Annotated in this window: 20 protein-coding genes; 12 read left to right on the top strand and 8 right to left on the bottom strand. The window is 65.6% G+C overall.

Annotation, left to right across the window (positions count from 1 at the left end; genetic code table 11):
• The first annotated feature begins 42 nt into the window (after positions 1–42).
• Genes ipdE1 through fadA6 form a run of 4 tightly spaced genes read left to right on the top strand, consistent with a single transcriptional unit; the run spans position 43 to position 3,725 of the window.
• The gene (ipdE1, locus tag G6N15_RS06140; protein WP_083085499.1) at positions 43–1,200 is read left to right on the top strand and encodes an acyl-CoA dehydrogenase IpdE1; all 1,158 of its coding nucleotides are present in this window, start codon (positions 43–45) and stop codon (positions 1,198–1,200) included.
• Complete coding sequence (gene ipdF / locus G6N15_RS06135; protein ID WP_083085497.1) at positions 1,197–1,985, top strand: (5R,7aS)-5-hydroxy-7a-methyl-1-oxo-2,3,5,6,7,7a-hexahydro-1H-indene-carboxyl-CoA reductase; 789 nt, start codon at positions 1,197–1,199, stop codon at positions 1,983–1,985. Before ipdE1 ends, ipdF begins: the two co-directional genes overlap by 4 nt.
• Positions 1,982–2,566: a TetR family transcriptional regulator KstR2 gene (gene kstR2, locus G6N15_RS06130; RefSeq protein ID WP_083085496.1), complete on the top strand. Its 585-nt coding sequence runs from the start codon at positions 1,982–1,984 to the stop codon at positions 2,564–2,566. The genes ipdF and kstR2 overlap by 4 nt, the downstream gene beginning before the upstream one ends.
• 1 nt (position 2,567) lies before the next feature.
• Positions 2,568–3,725, top strand: a complete 1,158-nt coding sequence (gene fadA6, locus G6N15_RS06125) for a steroid 3-ketoacyl-CoA thiolase FadA6 (protein ID WP_083085495.1) — start codon at positions 2,568–2,570, stop codon at positions 3,723–3,725.
• Positions 3,726–3,801: 76 nt separating this feature from the next.
• Here the strand turns inward: fadA6 and ipdC are convergent, their stop codons facing one another.
• Genes ipdC through echA20 form a run of 4 tightly spaced genes read right to left on the bottom strand, consistent with a single transcriptional unit; the run spans position 3,802 to position 7,236 of the window.
• Positions 3,802–4,863 carry a (3aS,4S,5R,7aS)-5-hydroxy-7a-methyl-1-oxo-octahydro-1H-indene-4-carboxyl-CoA dehydrogenase gene (gene ipdC / locus G6N15_RS06120; RefSeq protein ID WP_083085494.1) on the bottom strand — a complete coding sequence of 354 codons (1,062 nt, stop codon included), beginning with the start codon at positions 4,861–4,863 and terminating at the stop codon, positions 3,802–3,804.
• Complete coding sequence (gene ipdB / locus G6N15_RS06115) at positions 4,863–5,603, bottom strand: cholesterol ring-cleaving hydrolase subunit IpdB (RefSeq protein WP_083085493.1); 741 nt, start codon at positions 5,601–5,603, stop codon at positions 4,863–4,865. The genes ipdC and ipdB overlap by 1 nt, the downstream gene beginning before the upstream one ends.
• Positions 5,600–6,478 (bottom strand): cholesterol ring-cleaving hydrolase subunit IpdA, encoded by an 879-nt coding sequence (gene ipdA, locus G6N15_RS06110; protein WP_083085492.1) that lies wholly within the window; start codon positions 6,476–6,478, stop codon positions 5,600–5,602. The genes ipdB and ipdA overlap by 4 nt, the downstream gene beginning before the upstream one ends.
• Positions 6,475–7,236 carry a (7aS)-7a-methyl-1,5-dioxo-2,3,5,6,7,7a-hexahydro-1H-indene-carboxyl-CoA hydrolase gene (gene echA20, locus G6N15_RS06105; RefSeq protein ID WP_083085491.1) on the bottom strand — a complete coding sequence of 254 codons (762 nt, stop codon included), beginning with the start codon at positions 7,234–7,236 and terminating at the stop codon, positions 6,475–6,477. The genes ipdA and echA20 overlap by 4 nt, the downstream gene beginning before the upstream one ends.
• A 55-nt stretch (positions 7,237–7,291) precedes the next feature.
• Here echA20 and G6N15_RS06100 point away from each other — a divergent pair, with 55 nt between their 5' ends.
• Both G6N15_RS06100 and G6N15_RS06095 read left to right on the top strand, forming a co-directional pair.
• Positions 7,292–8,071 carry an SDR family oxidoreductase gene (locus tag G6N15_RS06100; RefSeq protein WP_232070361.1) on the top strand — a complete coding sequence of 260 codons (780 nt, stop codon included), beginning with the start codon at positions 7,292–7,294 and terminating at the stop codon, positions 8,069–8,071.
• A 14-nt stretch (positions 8,072–8,085) separates the two neighbouring features.
• On the top strand, positions 8,086–8,991 hold the full coding sequence (locus tag G6N15_RS06095) for an SDR family oxidoreductase (protein WP_083085489.1): 906 nt from the start codon (positions 8,086–8,088) through the stop codon (positions 8,989–8,991).
• Between the two features lie 9 nt (positions 8,992–9,000).
• Here G6N15_RS06095 and G6N15_RS06090 read toward each other — a convergent pair whose 3' ends face one another.
• Genes G6N15_RS06090 through G6N15_RS06075 form a run of 4 tightly spaced genes read right to left on the bottom strand, consistent with a single transcriptional unit; the run spans position 9,001 to position 11,542 of the window.
• Positions 9,001–9,465 carry a nitroreductase family deazaflavin-dependent oxidoreductase gene (locus tag G6N15_RS06090; RefSeq protein ID WP_083085488.1) on the bottom strand — a complete coding sequence of 155 codons (465 nt, stop codon included), beginning with the start codon at positions 9,463–9,465 and terminating at the stop codon, positions 9,001–9,003.
• Between the two features lie 13 nt (positions 9,466–9,478).
• Positions 9,479–9,931: a nitroreductase family deazaflavin-dependent oxidoreductase gene (locus G6N15_RS06085; RefSeq protein WP_083085487.1), complete on the bottom strand. Its 453-nt coding sequence runs from the start codon at positions 9,929–9,931 to the stop codon at positions 9,479–9,481.
• 55 nt (positions 9,932–9,986) lie between these two features.
• Positions 9,987–10,370 (bottom strand): nuclear transport factor 2 family protein, encoded by a 384-nt coding sequence (locus tag G6N15_RS06080; protein ID WP_083085486.1) that lies wholly within the window; start codon positions 10,368–10,370, stop codon positions 9,987–9,989.
• The gene (locus G6N15_RS06075) at positions 10,370–11,542 is read right to left on the bottom strand and encodes a steroid 3-ketoacyl-CoA thiolase (protein ID WP_083085485.1); all 1,173 of its coding nucleotides are present in this window, start codon (positions 11,540–11,542) and stop codon (positions 10,370–10,372) included. Before G6N15_RS06075 ends, G6N15_RS06080 begins: the two co-directional genes overlap by 1 nt.
• Before the next feature lie 118 nt (positions 11,543–11,660).
• Here G6N15_RS06075 and G6N15_RS06070 point away from each other — a divergent pair, with 118 nt between their 5' ends.
• Genes G6N15_RS06070 through G6N15_RS06045 form a run of 6 tightly spaced genes read left to right on the top strand, consistent with a single transcriptional unit; the run spans position 11,661 to position 17,592 of the window.
• On the top strand, positions 11,661–12,914 hold the full coding sequence (locus G6N15_RS06070; protein ID WP_083085484.1) for a cytochrome P450: 1,254 nt from the start codon (positions 11,661–11,663) through the stop codon (positions 12,912–12,914).
• Entirely contained in the window at positions 12,914–13,933 is a 1,020-nt protein-coding gene (locus G6N15_RS06065; protein ID WP_083085483.1) for an acyl-CoA dehydrogenase family protein, read from the top strand. Before G6N15_RS06070 ends, G6N15_RS06065 begins: the two co-directional genes overlap by 1 nt.
• Positions 13,918–15,081, top strand: coding sequence for an acyl-CoA dehydrogenase FadE29 (gene fadE29 / locus G6N15_RS06060; RefSeq protein ID WP_083085482.1), 1,164 nt, complete (start codon positions 13,918–13,920; stop codon positions 15,079–15,081). The genes G6N15_RS06065 and fadE29 overlap by 16 nt, the downstream gene beginning before the upstream one ends.
• Entirely contained in the window at positions 15,078–16,034 is a 957-nt protein-coding gene (locus tag G6N15_RS06055; protein ID WP_083085479.1) for a bifunctional MaoC family dehydratase N-terminal/OB-fold nucleic acid binding domain-containing protein, read from the top strand. The genes fadE29 and G6N15_RS06055 overlap by 4 nt, the downstream gene beginning before the upstream one ends.
• The gene (locus G6N15_RS06050) at positions 16,031–16,432 is read left to right on the top strand and encodes a MaoC family dehydratase (RefSeq protein WP_083085477.1); all 402 of its coding nucleotides are present in this window, start codon (positions 16,031–16,033) and stop codon (positions 16,430–16,432) included. Before G6N15_RS06055 ends, G6N15_RS06050 begins: the two co-directional genes overlap by 4 nt.
• The gene (locus G6N15_RS06045) at positions 16,432–17,592 is read left to right on the top strand and encodes a lipid-transfer protein (protein ID WP_083085475.1); all 1,161 of its coding nucleotides are present in this window, start codon (positions 16,432–16,434) and stop codon (positions 17,590–17,592) included. The genes G6N15_RS06050 and G6N15_RS06045 overlap by 1 nt, the downstream gene beginning before the upstream one ends.
• The last annotated feature ends 60 nt before the right edge of the window (positions 17,593–17,652 follow it).

The raw sequence follows: 17,652 nt of genomic DNA, 5'->3' as shown, positions 1-17,652 counted from the left end.
GCCAGGCTACAAAGCAAGTGCTTGGTAGGTTAGCCTACAGGGATGCAGGACGTCGAGGAGTTCCGGGCTGAGGTCCGCGAGTGGCTCGCCGAGAACCTGGTCGGCGAATTCGCCAAGTTGAAGGGCCTCGGCGGGCCCGGCCGCGAGCACGAGGCCTTCGAGGAGCGGCGCGCCTGGAACCAGCATCTGGCGAAAGCGGGCCTGACCTGTCTGGGCTGGCCGGTCGAGCACGGTGGCCGGGGCCTGTCGGTGGCGCACCGGGTCGCGTTCTACGAGGAGTACGCGATCGCCGATGCGCCCGCCAAGGTCAACCATTTCGGCGAGGAACTGCTCGGGCCGACGCTGATCGCCTACGGCACGCCCGCACAGCAGCAGCGGTTTTTGCCGAAGATTCTCGATGTCACCGAGCTGTGGTGCCAGGGCTATTCGGAGCCGGGCGCGGGCAGCGACCTCGCTAATGTGTCGACCACCGCGGTGCTCGACGGCGATCAGTGGGTGATCAACGGGCAGAAGGTGTGGACCTCGCTGGCGCACTGGGCGCAGTGGTGTTTCGTGTTGGCGCGCACCGAAAAGGGCTCCAAGCGCCACGCCGGGCTGTCGTACCTGTTGGTCCCGCTCGACCAGCCGGGGGTGCAGATCCGTCCGATCGTGCAGTTGACCGGCGATTCGGAGTTCAACGAGGTGTTCTTCCACGACGCCCGCACCGACGCCGACTTGGTGGTTGGCGCACCCGGCGACGGGTGGCGGGTCGCGATGGGCACGTTGACCTTCGAGCGCGGTGTTTCGACGCTGGGCCAGCAGATCGTCTACGCGCGGGAGCTGAACGGCATCGTCGAACTTGCCAAACGGACTGGCGCCGTGGACGACCCGCTGATCCGGGAACGCCTGACCGGCGCCTGGGCGGGCCTGCGAGCGATGCGCTCCTACGCCTTGGCGACCATGGATGTCGAAGGTGGCGGCCAGGCCGCCGGGAAAGATAACGTGTCGAAGTTGTTGTGGGCCAACTGGCATCGCCAACTCGGCGAGATCGCGATGGAGGTGCGCGGCAAGGCCGGCATGGTCCTCAAGGACGACTTCGATGAATGGCAGCGGCTCTACCTGTTCACCCGGGCCGACACCATCTACGGCGGCTCCAACGAGATCCAGCGCAACATCATCGCCGAGCGGGTGCTCGGCCTGCCCCGAGAGGTCAAAGGATGACGCTTGCCGTCCCGCCGAAAGAGGTTGCCGGACACGGTCTTTTGACCGGGAAGGTCGTCGTGGTCACGGCGGCTGCCGGCACTGGGATCGGATCGGCCACCGCACGGCGTGCACTGATGGAGGGCGCCGACGTCGTCGTCTCTGATCACCACGAACGACGCCTGGGTGAGACGGCGCAGGAACTTTCCGCCCTGGGATTGGGCCGCGTCGAGCATGTGCTGTGCGACGTCACCTCCAGCGTGCAGGTCGACGCCCTGATCGCGTCGACCACCGCGCGGATGGGCCGCATGGATGTGCTGGTCAACAACGCCGGCCTTGGCGGGCAGACCCCGGTGGTCGACATGACCGACGAGGAATGGGACCGCGTGCTGGATGTGACGCTGACGTCGGTGTTCCGGGCCACCCGGGCGGCGCTGCGCTATTTCCGCGAGGCCGACCACGGCGGGGTGATCGTCAATAACGCCAGCGTGCTGGGGTGGCGGGCCCAGCACTCCCAAGCTCACTATGCGGCGGCCAAAGCCGGGGTGATGGCGTTGACGCGGTGCAGCGCAATCGAAGCCGTGGAATATGGGGTCCGGATCAACGCGGTATCGCCCAGCATCGCCCGGCACAAGTTCCTCGACAAGACATCCTCGCCCGAGCTGCTGGACCGATTGTCCGCGCAGGAGGCCTTCGGCCGCGCCGCCGAACCGTGGGAAGTGGCGGCCACCATCGCGTTTCTCGCCAGCGACTACTCCAGTTACCTGACTGGAGAAGTGATTTCGGTATCGAGCCAACATCCATGAATCGGCGCGACGAACTGCTGGAGCTGGCGGCGGCGATGTTCGCCGAACGCGGCTTGCGCGCGACCACGGTGCGCGACATCGCCGACGGCGCGGGCATCCTGTCCGGCAGCCTGTATCACCATTTCTCTTCCAAGGAAGAGATGGTCGACGAAGTGCTGCGCGGCTTTTTGGACTGGCTGTTCAACCGCTACCAAGAGATCATCGACACCAAACCCAACCCGCTGGAACGGCTCAAGGGGCTGTTCATGGCGTCGTTCGACGCGATCGAGCACCGGCACTCCCAAGTCGTCATCTACCAGGACGAGGCCAAGCGGCTGTCGTCGCAGCCCCGGTTCTCCTACATCGAGGACCTGAACAAGAAGCAGCGCCAGATGTGGGTCGATGTGCTGCACCAGGGAATAGAGGAGGGGTATTTCCGGCCCGACCTCGACGTCGATCTGGTCTACCGCTTCATCCGTGACACCACCTGGGTGTCGGTGCGCTGGTATCAGCCCGGCGGGCCGCTCACCGCCGAACAGGTCGGTCAGCAGTATCTCGCCATCGTCTTAGGCGGAATCACCGCGAACAGAAAAGGAGTCTGACATGGCTGAAGTTTCCCAGGCGTACGTCGTCGACGCTGTACGTACCGCCGTCGGCAAGCGCAATGGATCGCTGGCCGGCGTACACCCAATCGACCTGGGGGCAACGGCTTTTCACGGCCTGTTCGACCGCGTCGACGTCGACCCAGCGGCTGTCGACGACGTGATCGTGGGCTGTGTGGACGCCATCGGCGGGCAGGCCGGCAACATCGGGCGGCAGGCTTGGCTGGCCGCGGGCTATCCGGAGGAGGTCGCCGGCGTCACCGTCGACCGCCAATGCGGCTCCAGCCAGCAGGCGATTTCCTTTGGGGCGCAAGCCATCATGTCGAGAACCGCGGACCTGATCCTGGCCGGTGGCATCCAGAACATGAGCCAAATCCCGATTGCCGCGGCGATGGAGGTCGGCAAGCAGTTCGGCTTCACCACACCCACCGCGGAGTCGAAGGGATGGCAGCACCGCTACGGCGACGAGGAGATTTCACAGTTCCGCGGCGCGGAATTGATCGCCGAGCGGTGGAATCTGTCGCGGGAGGAGATGGAGCGCTACGCGCTTTCCAGCCACCAAAGGGCACTGTCAGCGATTCGCACCGGGCACTTCGACAACGAGATCGTCGCAGTCGATGATTTCCGGATCGACGAGGGGCCGCGGGAAACGTCGCTGGAGAAAATGGCCGGGTTGGCGCCGCTGCGTGAGGGCGGCCGGCTGACCGCCGCGCTGGCCAGCCAGATCTCCGACGGCGCAAGCGCGGTGCTGCTGGCCTCAGAAAGCGCAGTGCAGGCGCACAAGCTCACACCGCGGGCGCGCATTCACCACATCAGCGCGCGGGGTGCCGATCCGGTGTTGATGCTGACGGGTCCGATTCCGGCCACCCGCTACGCCCTGGAGAAGACTGGGCTGTCGATCGACGACATCGACACCGTCGAGATCAACGAGGCGTTCGCGCCGGTCGTGATGGCCTGGCTCAAGGAGATCAAGGCCGACCCGGAAAAGGTCAACCCCAACGGCGGCGCGATCGCGCTGGGTCATCCGCTGGGCGCCACCGGGGCAAAGCTGTTCGCCACCATGCTCAACCAGCTGGAGCGCACCGGCGGCCGTTACGGCCTGCAGACGATGTGCGAGGGCGGCGGCACCGCCAACGTCACGATCATCGAGCGGCTCTAGTTCTTCTTTCGCCGCGAGCGGGCGTGTTTGTACGTCGACACGCCTGAAATGCCGTACAACTGTGCCCGCTCGCGGTCTACTCCTGCACGAGCGCCGACGCCGACTGCAGTTGCTTGATCGCATCGCTGACGATCGTGTGGATCAACCCCGCGCACGACGGCAGGTCCTCGAGCATGCCGGCTACCTGGCCGGACGCCAGCACCCCGGCTTCGGTGTTGCCCTCAACCAGCCCGGCTTTCAACAGCATCGGCGTGTTGGCCGCCATTACCACCTGCGACCAGGTCATTTCCTTACCGTGGCGCATCGCCAGCCCGTCGCGGATCATCGATCGCCACGTCATGCCCGACAACTTCTTGAACTTGGCGGCATTGCGCACTGCAGCAGCGAAACCCCTTGCCGGCGAGCCGCTTTCCAGCTTCTCGACCAGCTCGGTGCGCAGCACGCGATGCGGCATACCGTCGACCCGGGTGGTGACCACAGTCCCATCCAGGCCCGCTTCGAGATAGCGGCGTTTGACCGCGTCGGGCACGGTCGAATCAGACGTCAGCAAAAACCGGGTGCCCATCGCCACACCCGCTGCGCCATAGCACAATGCGGCGGCCAGCCCGCGACCGTCGAAGAAGCCGCCCGCGGCAACGACCGGGATATCGACGGCGTCGAGCACCGAGGGCAGCAGCAGGGTGGTCGCGATCGGGCCGGTGTGCCCCCCGCCCTCGCCCCCTTGCACGATCACCGCGTCGGCGCCCCACGAGGCCACTTTGCGTGCATGCTTGGCCGCGCCTACGGATGGAATGACCACCGGCCCAGCCTCTTTCAGGCGAGTGATCAACTCCTGCTTGGGTGCTAGAGCAAATGACGCCACCTTCACGCCTTCGCGGATCATCAGCTCAACCCGGTCGCCGGCGTCGGCGGCGTCGGCGCGGATGTTGACGCCGAACGGCTTGTCGGTGGCTGCCTTGACCTTGCTGATGGCGGTCGCCAGCTCGTCGAGCGTCATCGTGGCCGACGCCAAGATTCCCAGTCCGCCCGCATTGGCGGTGGCCGATACCAGCCGAGCGCCGGCTACCCAGCCCATCCCGGTTTGGACCACCGGGTGCTCGACACCGACCAGCTCGGTCAGCGGTGTGCGTAGCCTCATTACCGTACCTCTTTGTCGCGCAGCGACTTCGGATCGAGGACATCTCGAATCAGACGCAACTCGTCGTCGGAGGGCGGCCGAGTTTCCTCGGCGTCGTCCAGCCCGTGTACCTCGAACGATGTTGCGTCACGAACATCGCCAGCTGAGACGCCCGGGTGCAGGCTCAGCGCCCGCATGCTGTGATCCGGTCCCCCGAAGTCGAATACACCCAAGTTGGACACGACCCGATAGACGTTGACGAACCGGAACGCCGGATTGCCGGGATCTACCTTGTCGTAGCCGATCCCGGACACCACGTCGACGGCTTCGCAGAACACCCGCGGCGAGTGGTTGCCCACCCAGTAGCTGGTGGCGTGATTGATGGTGTTGCCGGGCGCGCCGCGCACGCCGAACATCTGTCGCTTCGGCTGCTGCAGCGGCCCGAACGCCGAGATGTTCTGGTTCCCGTAGCGGTCAACCTGATTGGCGCCCATCACCACATGTCGCCGTCCCCACGCCAGCGTCTCGAACACGCGGCCGAAAGGCATCCAGCCCTCGATCGCGCCGGAAGCACCCAGGGCGGGGGTGTCCGCCAGCAGCTGGGCTTCTCCGTCGGTCAGCAGGATGTCGGGCGAAAACGTCAGGCGAGCCAACCGCGCCCCAATCAACGCCACAGTTGCCATCGGGCTGATCAGGATCTCGCCGGCATCGCGAAACAGCTCGGCGCACGCCATGACGCAGACTTCTGCTCGGCTGATCATGAGGGGGCTCCAAACCGGCGTACCGCCGCTTGATAGTCGGATTCACTGCCGGACAAATAAGTCGCCACGAACTCCCGCCAGCTCTCTTCCGACCCGGCGGCCTCGACGTAATGCCGCTGGAACTTCTCGTCGCGGCCGTAATCCGGTGCAGCGGTCGTGAAGTGGGCACCACCCGGGGCTTCGACGACGGCGTCGACCATCATCCGGTTCACGAGCAGCGCTTGCGGTGGCACCGCCTTGACCAGCTCCTCGGTGCTAACCACGCGCTCCACCGACATGAAGCGTTTCTCTGCGGCCATCAAGTACAGGTCGTCGAAGTACGGATCGATGCCGGTGTAGGCCGCATTGCCTTGGGCATCACCCAGATTGAGATGTGCGAACGCGGCGTCTAGCCGCAAGGCCGGCATCGCGATCAACGTCTCGTGCCCGCCGCCCGGCGCCGGATAGGGGGAGGTGACGGTTGCGAGCTCGCCCTCCCAGAAGTCGACGACCGAGCTACCCAGCCCGGCGCGGATCGGCAGGAACGGCAGCCGCTGTGCAGCCGCTTGCAGCCCGCAGCGCAGCATGCCCTCGTCCATCTCGCGGGCCTCGATCGAACCGCTGGTGCGGGCTTTAGCGAACCACGGGTCGTAGAACGGCGGCGAATCCAGCGACACGAAGCCGTAGTAAACGCGGCGCACCTTGCCCGCCGAACACAGCAGCCCGATGTCCGGTCCGCCGTATGTGACCACCGTCAAGTCGGTGACATCGGTGCGCAAGATCGCCCGCACGAACGCCATCGGCTTGCGCCGCGATCCCCAGCCGCCGATACCGATCGTCATGCCGCTGCGCAATTCCGATACGGCCTCGTCGAGTGTGGTCAATTTATTGCTCATGACTTCTTGTCCGCCTTGGCCGTGCCGGCAAACGCGTCGCGATGCTCGTCGGAGACCCCCGCGAGGTTGAGCTCGAACGTGAAGCCTTGCTCCATACGGTAACTGGAGTTCACCCGCTGCACGTCGATGAAGTTCAGCGCCTCTTTGGCGGCCCGGATCACCCGGGTGTCCTTGGCCGCGATGTCGCGGGCGACTCGTAACGCGGCCTCGTCCAACTCCTCTCGAGGCACCACCTCGTGCACCGAACCGAAGTGGTGCAAGGTTGCGGCGTCGACTGTGGCGGCGGTGAAGAAGAGTCGGCGCATCATGTGCTGCGGCACCAGCCGCGACAGATGTGTCGCCGCCCCCAGCGCGCCCCGTTCCACTTCTGGGAGCCCGAACGTGGCGTCATCGGAGGCCACGATGACATCCGAGTTGCCGACCAGCCCGATACCGCCGCCGACACAGAATCCGTTGACGGCGGCAACTACCGGGACCGCGCATTCGTAGACGGCCTTGAACGCCGCGAAGCAGCCGCGGTTGGCGTCGATCAGCGCGGTGAATCCCTCAGTGCGCTGCATCTCCTTGATGTCGACCCCGGCATTGAAGCCGCGGCCTTCGGCGCGCAGGATCACCACGTGGGTGTCCGGGCCGCGGCCCGCAGCCGTCACAGCATCGGCGAGTTCGAACCAGCCGCGCGACGGGATGGCGTTGACCGGCGGATAGTCGACCGTGACGGCGACTATGCCCGGCTCGGTTTTCATGGACGTGATCGGCATGGCACTTCCCGGGGGTCGACTACCTAAGCAAGCACTTGCTTGGTACGCTAGCACAGTGACCCCCGCCAAAGGAGACCCCGAGTTCAACTTGGGACTGGCCGGGCGGGTGGTGCTGGTGACCGGCGGGGTCCGAGGAGTGGGCGCCGGAGTCAGCGCCGTCTTCGCCGAACAGGGTGCGACCGTGGTGGCCTGCGCGCGCCGTGCGGTCGAGGGCTTGCCCTATGAGTTCCATGCCTGCGATGTGCGTGACGAAGATGCGGTCGCCCGGTTGATCGAGGCGATCGGCGAACGGCACGGGCGTCTCGACGTCCTGGTCAACAACGCCGGCGGCTCGCCGTACGTGCTGGCTGCCGATGCGACGCACACCTTTCATCGCAAGATCATCGAGCTGAACCTCCTTGCACCGCTGCTCGTTTCGCAACGTGCCAATTCGCTGATGCAGCAGCAGCCCAACGGCGGCTCGGTCGTCAACATCTCGTCGGTCAGCGGACGCCGGCCGTCACCGGGCACCGCGGCCTACGGCGCGGCCAAGGCGGGCGTCGAAAACCTCACTGCCACATTGGCGGTCGAGTGGGCGCCGAAGGTGCGGGTGAATGCACTCGTGGGAGGCATGGTCGAGACCGAGCAGTCGGAATTGTTCTACGGCGACGCCGAGTCGATCGCCCGGGTCGCGGCCACCGTGCCTTTGGGCCGGTTGGCGCAGCCTGCCGATATCGGTTGGGCTGCAGCATTTCTGGCATCGGATCTGGCGTCGTACATCAGCGGGACGACGATGGCGGTCCATGGCGGCGGTGAGCCGCCGCCATACCTCGCCGCGTCGAGTGCCAACAAGTAAAGGAGCAGACGGGTATGGGTTTGGTCGACGGCCGAGTGGTCATCGTCACGGGAGCGGGCCGCGGTATCGGGCGTGCCCATGCGTTGGCGTTCGCCGCCGAGGGTGCTCGCGTGGTGGTCAACGACATCGGGGTCGGGCTCGACGGCACGGCTGTGGGTGACAGCAGCCCGGCGTACGCCGTTGTGGAGGAGATCAAGGCGGGCGGTGGGGAGGCCGTCGTCAACGGCGACAACGTGGCGGACTGGGACGGTGCGGCCAACCTCATCCAGACCACGGTCGACACCTTCGGCAGGCTCGATGTGTTGGTGAACAACGCCGGCATCGTGCGCGACAGGATGATCGCGAACACCAGCGAGGAGGAGTTCGACGCCGTCATCGCCGTGCACCTCAAGGGCCACTTCGCCACGATGCGGCACGCCGCTTCCTATTGGCGCGGGCTGGCCAAAGAGGGCCAACCCGTTGACGCGCGGATCATCAACACCAGCTCGGGTGCCGGCCTGCAAGGCAGTGTCGGGCAAGGCAACTACAGCGCCGCCAAAGCCGGTATCGCGGCGCTGACGCTCGTGGCCGCCGCGGAATTGGCCCGCTACGGCGTCACGGTGAACGCCATCGCCCCGGCCGCCCGCACCCGGATGACCGAAAAGGTGTTCGCCCAGACCATGGCCAAGCCCGAGGACGGATTCGACGCGATGGCGCCGGAAAACGTTTCGCCGCTGGTGGTCTGGCTGGGCAGCGCCGAATCGAAAGACGTCACCGGCAAAGTCTTCGAGGTCGAAGGCGGCCTCGTCAGGGTGGCTGAGGGCTGGGCGCATGGGCCGCAGGTCGACAAGGGCGCGCGGTGGGATCCCGCCGAACTCGGTCCGGTGGTCAGGGATCTATTGGCCAAGTCCCGGCCGCCGGTGCCGGTATACGGCGCTTAGCCGCCAACCTCAGCTGGCTACCTCAGCCGGCTCGCAGACCACCAGGGGGATCACCCGGTCGGTGGCCTCCCGGTATCCCTTATACGGCGGATACATCCTGATCAGCGGCGGCCAGTAGCGATCCCGCTCTTCGTCGGTGGCGTCACGTGCCACCAGCTTCAACTGCTCGTCGCGAATCTGGACTTCTACCTTGGGGTTTGACTTCAAGTTCAGATACCAGCCAGGATTCTCGGCGCGGCCGCCGAAAGTGGCCGGCACGATCACCCGGTCACCGTCGCGCAGGTACAGCGTCGCGGTGGTCCGCGGCTGGCCGGACTTGCGACCGATCGTCGTCAGCAGTGCCGCGGGGAACCACAGCAGCTTTGCGCCGAGCTTGCCGTTGGTGCGCCGATACACCCAGATGTGGGCGCGAGCGAAGTACTTCATCAACAGCGCCAGCAACTTTGAGTTGCGTATCCACCGTCGCTGGGTCATGTGGCAAGCGTAGTTAGGGCTCGCAGATGACTATCGGGATTTTCCGGTCGGTCCAGGACTGGTAGTCCTCGTAGGACGAGTACATCTCGACCAGCCGCGGCCAGTATTTGGCGCGTTCTTCTTCGGTGGCGTCGCGCGCGGTCAGGTTGAGCACTTCTTTCTTGATCTGAACTTGCACTCGGGGATTCGCCTTGAGGTTGAGGTACCACATCGGGTTCTTCTCGCGTCCGCCATGCGATGCCACCACTACCACGCGGTCGCCGTCCCGCAAGTACAGCAGCGGACTGACCCGCGGCTGACCCGTCTTGCGGCCGGTGGTCGTCAACAGCGCCACCGGTGCACCCTGCAGGAACTTGCCGCCGATCCTGCCGCCGCTCGCCTTGTACAGCCACGTGTTGATCCGTGACATCCATTTGATGACGACGCCCGTGCCGGCGGAGTTGAGCGCGCGTGGGGGATTGGTCATTGGTGATCCCTCTGTCGATGGCCCGGCTCCTCCTCGGGCCTATTGGTCCAAATCGTCACCGGGCGCGCTTGATACTCGGGCGCAGCTGCGCGCGGATGTGGTGGATCTTGCCATCACTGGCCGGGATCAGAAAAGTCTCGTCGACGTGCGCGCACACCCGCCGGCCACCGAGCGACGGTTTGGTGATCACGTCGAACCGCGCCCGCACCAGGTCGCCGTCGACGCTGAACTCCGGCGTCGTCGTCGCCGCAATGATCCGGAACTGCGGCCCGCGATTCAGGCTGCGCCGCAGGTGATTTCCAGAAAAACCGGTCCGCACACCCTGCTCGATGCGCACACAATCGGGAGCGAACGGAACCGAGTCTGCGTCATGGCTGACCAGCGCGTCGATATAGGCTTGCGCGGCCGCGATGCGGTCCTCGTCCGAAACCGAGGCCACTAGATTCGCTCGATGATGGTGCCCGTCGACAGTGCACCGCCGGCGCACATGGTGATCAGCGCGGTGCTCTGGTCGCTGCGCTCCAACTCGTGCAGCGCGGTTGTGATCAGCCTGCTGCCGGTGCAGCCCACCGGGTGACCCAGCGCGATCGCGCCGCCGTTGACGTTGACGCGTGCCATGTCGGGGTTGTGCACCCGCGCCCAGGACAGCACCACCGAGGCGAACGCCTCGTTGATCTCGACCAGGTCGATGTCGCCCATTTTCATGCCGGCCTTCTCGAGCACCTTCGCAGTCGACTGGACCGGGCCGTCCAGGTGGTAGTACGGCTCGGCACCCACCAACGCCTGGCTCACGATCCGCGCCCGGGGCCGCAAACCCAGCGCATTGGCCTTATCTTCGTCCATCCACAGCACCGCGGCCGCACCGTCAGAAATCTGCGACGACGTGCCCGCAGTGTGAATGCCGCCCTCCAGCACCGGCTTCAGCTGGCTCAAGCCCTCCAGCGTGGTGTCGCGCAGCCCTTGGTCGCGCGACACCATATGCCGGTCGCTGGTGGGTTGCTTGTTCTCGTCGAGCACCGGCGCCTCGATCGGGCTGATCTCCCGGTCGAAGCGGCCCTCCTCCCAGGCCTGCTTGGCCTTCTGCTGAGACGCCAGGCCGAACTCGTCGATGTCTTGGCGGGTGATGCCGCGCCGCTTGGCGATCCGCTCGGCGGCCTCGAACTGGTTGGGCAGGTCGATGTCCCACGACTCGGCCCGCCAGTTGCGGTCCGGGCCGGCATTGGCGCCCAGCCCCACCCGGCTCATCGCCTCGATACCGCAGGCGATGCCGATGTCGATGGCGCCGGCGGCAATCAGCCCCGCGACCAGATGGTTGGCCTGTTGCCCGCTGCCGCACTGACAGTCGACCGTGGTGGCGCCGACGTGCTCGGGCAGGCCCACCGTCAGCCACGCCGTGCGGCTGATGTTGTTGGACTGCTCGGCGAACTGAGTGACGCAGCCGCCGACGACCTGCTCGACGTCGCCGGCGGCAAAGTCGGTCTCCAAGCCGGCTTTCTCGACCAGAGCCTTCTGTACCGCCCCCAGCAACTCGGTGGCGTGCAGCCCCGACAACCATCCATTGCGTTTGCCGATCGGGCTGCGGGTGGCTTCAACGATTACCGGGTTACCCATGCGGTCAGGCTAGAACACGTTTCATTACTCTGACAAGCGACGATGCTTTCGCGCCTTTCGTCTGCGGTAGAGGCATGTTTTACTGGCACTAGAACACGTTGTAACGAGGAGCTCAGCGATGCCTAACGTCAATCTAGCCCCCGGGTTCGACTTCCTTGACCCCGACCTGAACCTGCGGGGTCTGCCGGTCAAGGAGTTCGCCGAGCTACGCAAGGCTGAGCCGATCCGCTGGATCGAGCAGCCCCCCGGTAAGGGCGGCGGCTTCCACGACGGGGGCTACTGGGCGGTCACCAAGCACAAGGACGTCAAGGAGGTGTCCCTGCGCAGCGACATCTTCTCCAGCTACGAGAACTGCGTCATTCCGCGCTTCCCCGATGACATGCCGCGCGACGGCATCGACGTACAGCGGTTCGTCATGCTGAACATGGACGCGCCGCACCACACCCGGCTGCGCAAGATCATCTCCCGCGGGTTCACCCCGCGCGCCATCGGCCAGCTGCGCGATGAGCTCGACCGGCGCGCCCAGAACATCGCCGAGACCGCCGCCGCCCAGGGGCAGGGCGATTTCGTCGAGCAGGTGTCGTGCGAGCTGCCGCTGCAGGCCATCGCCGACCTGCTCGGGGTGCCGCAGGACGACCGCGACAAGCTGTTCCGCTGGTCCAACGAGATGACCGGCAACGAGGATCCGGAATACGCCGACATCGACCCCAGGGCATCGTCATTCGAGTTGATCCAGTACGCCATGCAGCTGGCAGCCCAGAAGGCCAAAGACCCCGGCGAGGACATCGTCACCACGCTGATCAACGCCGACATCGAAGGCGAGAAGCTGTCCGACGACGAGTTCGGCTTCTTCGTGGTGATGCTCGCGGTGGCCGGCAACGAGACCACCCGCAACTCCATCACCCACGGGATGATCGCGTTCTCCGAACACCCCGACCAGTGGGAGCTGTTCAAGAAGGAACGCCCCGAGACGGCCGTCGACGAGATCGTCCGCTGGGCCACCCCGGTGACCTGTTTCCAGCGCACCGCGTTGGAGGACTACGAACTGTCCGGAGTTCAGATCAAGAAGGGCCAGCGGGTGGTGATGTTCTACCGCTCAGCCAATTTCGACGAGGAGGTCTTCGAAGACCCCTACACCTTCAACATCCTCCGGGATCCCAACCCGCACGTGGGTTTCGGCGGCACCGGTGCGCACTACTGCATCGGCGCGAACCTGGCGCGCATGACGATCAGCCTGATCTTCAACGCGGTCGCCGACCACATGCCCGAGCTCAAACCGATCTCCGCACCCGAGCGGCTGCGCTCGGGGTGGCTGAACGGCATCAAGCACTGGCAGGTCGACTACACCGGCAAGTGCCCGGTCGCCCACTGATGGACTTCACCCTGGACTCGGCACAGCAGGCTGTCGCCGACGTCGTCACCTCTGTCCTCGAACGCAATTTAACCTGGGAGGCGCTGGTCGACGGCGGTGTGACCGCGCTGCCGGTGCCGGAACGCCTCGGCGGTGACGGTGTCGGCCTGGCCGAAGTCGCGACGGCGTTGACCGAGCTCGGCCGACGTGCCGCCGTCACTCCGGCCTTGGCCACCTTGGGATTTGGTGTGGTGCCGCTGCTGGACCTGGCGTCCGACGAGCAGCAGAACCGCTATCTGGCGGGCGTGGCCAAGGGTGCGGTGCTGACCGCCGCATTGAACGAACCGGGCGCGGCCTTACCCGAACGTCCGGCGACGACGTTCGTGCACAGCCGGCTCTCGGGGACCAAGGTGGGCGTCGCATATGCCGACCAAGCGCAGTGGATGCTCGTCACCGCTGACAGCGCCGTGGTCGTGGTGTCGCCGAAGGCCGACGGTGTTCAGCTCGTCCGGACCCCGACCTCCAACGGCAGCGACGAGTACGCCGTCACGTTCGCCGACGTCCAGATTCCGGACGACGATGTGTTGACCGGTGCGACCAGCCGCCGGGTCAACCAACTGGCGTTGGCGATGATCGGCGCCTACGCCGACGGGCTGGTGGCCGGGGCACTGCGGCTGACCGCCGACTATGTGGCCAATCGGCACCAGTTCGGCAAGCCGCTGTCGACGTTTCAGACTGTCGCCGCACAACTCGCCGAGGTTTACATTGCCTCGCGCACAATCGATTTGGCCGCCAAGTCGGCTGTTTGGCGGCTGGCCCAAGGGCGTGACGCCGACGACGACCTCGACGTGCTCGGGTACTGGGTGACGTCGCAGGCGCCGCCGGTGATGCAGATCTGCCACCACTTGCACGGCGGCATGGGCATGGACATCACCTACCCGATGCCGCGGTACTACTCGACGATCAAGGATCTGACCCGGCTGCTAGGTGGGCCGTCGCATCGTCTCGATCTCGTGGGAGCCCAATGTTCATCGACCTGACGCCCGAGCAGCGGCAGTTGCAAGCCGAGATACGGCAATACTTTTCCAATTTGATCTCGCCCGAAGAGCGTAAGGAGATGGAGGCCGACCGCCACGGGAAGGCCTACCGCGCGGTGATCCGGCGGATGGGTCAGGACGGCAAGCTCGGTGTCGGATGGCCGAAGGAGTTCGGCGGGCTGGGCTTCGGTCCGATCGAGCAGCAGATCTTCGTCAACGAAGCTCATCGCGCCGACGTGCCCTTGCCCGCCGTGACGCTGCAGACAGTGGGTCCCACCCTGCAGGTATACGGCAGCGAGATGCAGAAGAAGAAGTTCCTGCCCGCGATCCTGGCGGGCGAGGTGCATTTCGCTATCGGCTACACCGAGCCCGAGGCGGGTACGGACCTTGCGTCGTTGCGCACCACCGCAGTTCGGCATGGCGACGAGTACATCGTCAATGGGCAGAAGATCTTCACCACCGGCGCCCACGACGCCGACTACATCTGGCTTGCGTGCCGCACGGACCCTGAAGCGGTTAAGCACAAGGGAATTTCGATCCTGATCGTCGACACGAAGGATCCGGGCTACTCGTGGACACCGATCATTCTGTCCGACGGTGCACACCACACCAACGCGACGTACTACAACGACGTCCGTGTGCCGGTGGACATGCTGGTCGGCAAAGAGAACGACGGGTGGCGGCTGATCACCACGCAGCTCAACAACGAGAGAGTGATGCTCGGCCCGGCCGGTCGGTTCGCCGCCATCTACGACCGCGTGCACGCGTGGGCGTCCAAGCCGGGTGGTGACGGTGTCACGCCGATCGATCACGGCGACGTGAAACGCGCGCTGGGTGAGATCCATGCAATCTGGCGGATCAACGAGCTGCTGAACTGGCAGGTAGCGGCCGCAGGTGAGGACATCAACGTGGCCGACGCTGCCGCGACCAAAGTCTTTGGCACCGAGCGGGTTCAGTACGTCGGCCGGCTCGCCGAGGAGATCGTCGGCCGGTTCGGCAACCCCGCGGAGCCCGAGACCGCCGAGCTGCTGGAGTGGCTGGATGTGCAGACCAAACGCAACCTGGTCATCACGTTCGGTGGCGGAGTCAACGAGGTAATGCGCGAAATGATCGCAGCTGCCGGTCTCAAGGTTCCGAGGGTCCCGCGATGACCGGGGTGAGCGACATCCAGGAAGCGGTCGCGCAAGTCAAAGCCGCCGGACGCAGCAAGCCGCGGGCGGGCCGCGATCCGGTGAACCAGCCGATGATCAACAACTGGGTGGAGGCCATCGGCGACCGCAACCCCATCTACGTCGACGAAGCGGCCGCGCGCGCCGCCGGCCATCCCGGAATCGTGGCCCCGCCGGCCATGATCCAGGTCTGGACGATGATGGGCCTGGGCGGTGTTCGTCCCGACGACGACCCGCTGGGCCGGATCATCCAGCTCTTCGACGACGCCGGCTATATCGGCGTGGTGGCCACCAACTGCGAGCAGACCTATCACCGCTACCTGCAGCCCGGTGAAGAAGTCAGCGTCAGCGCCGAACTCGGCGACGTGGTCGGGCCCAAGCAGACCGCGCTCGGCGAGGGCTGGTTCATCAACCAGCACATCGTTTGGCAGGTCGGCGACGAGGACGTCGCCGAAATGAACTGGCGCATCCTCAAATTCCGGCCCAAGGACAGCGACAAACCGGCAGTGCCAGACGACTTGGATCCCGACACGATGATGCGGCCGGCGGCATCACGCGACACCAAGTTCTTCTGGGACGGCGTCAACGCCCACGAGCTGCGCATCCAGCGCCGACCCGACGGCAGCCTGCAGCACCCACCGGTGCCCGCGGTATGGCAGGACAAAGAAGCTCCGATCGACTACGTGGTGGCCAGCGGCAAGGGCACGGTGTTCAGCTTCGTGGTGCACCACGCACCCAAAGTGCCCGGTCGCACCCTGCCGTTCGTCATCGCGCTGGTCGAGCTCGAGGAAGGTGTGCGCATGCTCGGCGAGCTGCGCAACGTCGACCCCGCGAAGGTTGAGGTCGGAATGCCCGTTCGCGCAATCTATATCGACTTCCCCCAGAGCCCGAGCGGTCCGGCGTGGACCCTGTATGCGTGGGAGCCCGACGCATGAGCGCGCCAACTGTGGAAGTCGGGACCAAACTGCCCGAGCTGTCAATCTACGGCGATCCCACCTTCATCATCTCAACGGCCTTGGCCACGCGCGATTTTCAGGACGTGCACCACGACCGCGACAAGGCGCAAGCCAAAGGCTCGAAGGACATCTTCGTCAACATCCTGACCGACACCGGGCTGGTGCAGCGGTATGTCACCGATTGGGCCGGCCCGTCGGCGTTGCTCAGGTCCATTTCACTGCGGCTCGGTGTGCCGTGGTATGCGTACGACACGGTGACCTTCTCCGGAGAAGTGACCGCGATCGAAGACGGGCTGGTCACTGTGAAAGTAGTGGGTAGCAATAGTCTTGGCGATCATGTGGTCGCGACGGCGACGCTGACGATGGGGGATGCGTAGTGCTGTCCGGTAAAGCTGCGATTGTCGGCATCGGCGCGACCGACTTCTCGAAGAACTCCGGTCGCAGCGAATTACGGCTAGCCGCTGAGGCGGTGCAGGATGCGCTCGACGATGCGGGGCTCAGTCCGTCGGACGTCGACGGACTGACCACGTTCACGATGGACACCAACACCGAGATCGCCGTCGCGCGCGCGGCCGGTATCGGCGAGCTGACGTTCTTCTCGAAGGTGCACTACGGCGGCGGCGCGGCGTGCGCGATCGTCCAGCAGGCCGCGATGGCCGTCGCCACCGGGATCGCGAATATTGTTGTGGCGTACCGGGCGTTCAACGAGCGCTCCGGCATGCGATTCGGTCAGGTGCAGACCCGGCTCACCGAGAACGCCGATTCCACCGGCGTCGACAACTCGTTCTCGTACCCACACGGCCTTTCGACACCGGCGGCGCAGGTCGCGATGATCGCGAAGCGCTACATGCACTTGTCCGGTGCCACCAGCCGGGACTTCGGCGCCATCTCGGTCGCGGACCGCAAGCACGCCGCCAAGAACCCGAAGGCCTACTTCTACGAAAAGCCGATAACGATTGAGGACCACCAGAACTCGCGATGGATCGCCGAGCCGCTGCGGTTGCTGGACTGCTGTCAGGAGACCGACGGCGCGGTCGCGATCGTGGTGACTTCGGCCGAGCGGGCCAAGGACCTCAAGCACCGGCCGGCTGTCGTCGAGGCCGCGGCGCAGGGCTCTAGCCCCGACCAGTACACGATGGTCAGCTACTACCGGCCCGAGCTCGACGGCCTGCCCGAGATGGGCTTGGTCGGCCGGCAATTGTGGCAACAATCGGGCCTGAACCCGGCCGATATCCAGACCGCCGTTCTCTACGACCACTTCACGCCGTTCACGCTGATCCAGTTGGAGGAGTTGGGTTTCTGCGGTAAAGGCGAGGCCAAGGACTTCATCGCCGATGGTGCCATCGAGCTCGGCGGGCGGTTACCCATCAACACCCACGGCGGCCAGCTCGGCGAGGCCTACATCCACGGCATGAACGGCATCGCGGAGGGTGTTCGTCAACTGCGCGGCAGCTCGGTGAACCAGGTGCCGAACGTCGAGCACGTCCTCGTTACCGCCGGCACCGGGGTCCCCACGTCGGGCCTGATCCTGGGCTAGCCCAGCTCGCGGAGCACGCACGTCGCCCAGCGTGAAGTTAGGTGCACTCTCGGCGCCCCG

The sequence above is a fragment of the Mycobacterium noviomagense genome, from assembly GCF_010731635.1.
Lineage (GTDB): Bacteria > Actinomycetota > Actinomycetes > Mycobacteriales > Mycobacteriaceae > Mycobacterium > Mycobacterium noviomagense.
This window is presented reverse-complemented; position numbering and strand designations above follow the sequence as displayed.

Excerpts from the sequence above, each read along its gene's own strand:
- G6N15_RS06085 (WP_083085487.1), bottom strand. The coding sequence starts at position 9,931 with ATGACCAATCCCCCACGCGCGCTCAACTCCGCCGGCACGGGCGTCGTC.
- fadA6 (WP_083085495.1), top strand. The coding sequence starts at position 2,568 with ATGGCTGAAGTTTCCCAGGCGTACGTCGTCGACGCTGTACGTACCGCC.
- G6N15_RS06050 (WP_083085477.1), top strand. The coding sequence starts at position 16,031 with ATGAGCGCGCCAACTGTGGAAGTCGGGACCAAACTGCCCGAGCTGTCA.
- ipdC (WP_083085494.1), bottom strand. The coding sequence starts at position 4,863 with ATGAGGCTACGCACACCGCTGACCGAGCTGGTCGGTGTCGAGCACCCG.
- G6N15_RS06090 (WP_083085488.1), bottom strand. The coding sequence starts at position 9,465 with ATGACCCAGCGACGGTGGATACGCAACTCAAAGTTGCTGGCGCTGTTG.
- ipdB (WP_083085493.1), bottom strand. The coding sequence starts at position 5,603 with ATGATCAGCCGAGCAGAAGTCTGCGTCATGGCGTGCGCCGAGCTGTTT.
- ipdA (WP_083085492.1), bottom strand. The coding sequence starts at position 6,478 with ATGAGCAATAAATTGACCACACTCGACGAGGCCGTATCGGAATTGCGC.
- fadE29 (WP_083085482.1), top strand. The coding sequence starts at position 13,918 with ATGTTCATCGACCTGACGCCCGAGCAGCGGCAGTTGCAAGCCGAGATA.
- G6N15_RS06065 (WP_083085483.1), top strand. The coding sequence starts at position 12,914 with ATGGACTTCACCCTGGACTCGGCACAGCAGGCTGTCGCCGACGTCGTC.
- G6N15_RS06095 (WP_083085489.1), top strand. The coding sequence starts at position 8,086 with ATGGGTTTGGTCGACGGCCGAGTGGTCATCGTCACGGGAGCGGGCCGC.
- G6N15_RS06075 (WP_083085485.1), bottom strand. The coding sequence starts at position 11,542 with ATGGGTAACCCGGTAATCGTTGAAGCCACCCGCAGCCCGATCGGCAAA.
- kstR2 (WP_083085496.1), top strand. The coding sequence starts at position 1,982 with ATGAATCGGCGCGACGAACTGCTGGAGCTGGCGGCGGCGATGTTCGCC.
- ipdE1 (WP_083085499.1), top strand. The coding sequence starts at position 43 with ATGCAGGACGTCGAGGAGTTCCGGGCTGAGGTCCGCGAGTGGCTCGCC.
- G6N15_RS06070 (WP_083085484.1), top strand. The coding sequence starts at position 11,661 with ATGCCTAACGTCAATCTAGCCCCCGGGTTCGACTTCCTTGACCCCGAC.
- echA20 (WP_083085491.1), bottom strand. The coding sequence starts at position 7,236 with ATGCCGATCACGTCCATGAAAACCGAGCCGGGCATAGTCGCCGTCACG.
- G6N15_RS06055 (WP_083085479.1), top strand. The coding sequence starts at position 15,078 with ATGACCGGGGTGAGCGACATCCAGGAAGCGGTCGCGCAAGTCAAAGCC.
- ipdF (WP_083085497.1), top strand. The coding sequence starts at position 1,197 with ATGACGCTTGCCGTCCCGCCGAAAGAGGTTGCCGGACACGGTCTTTTG.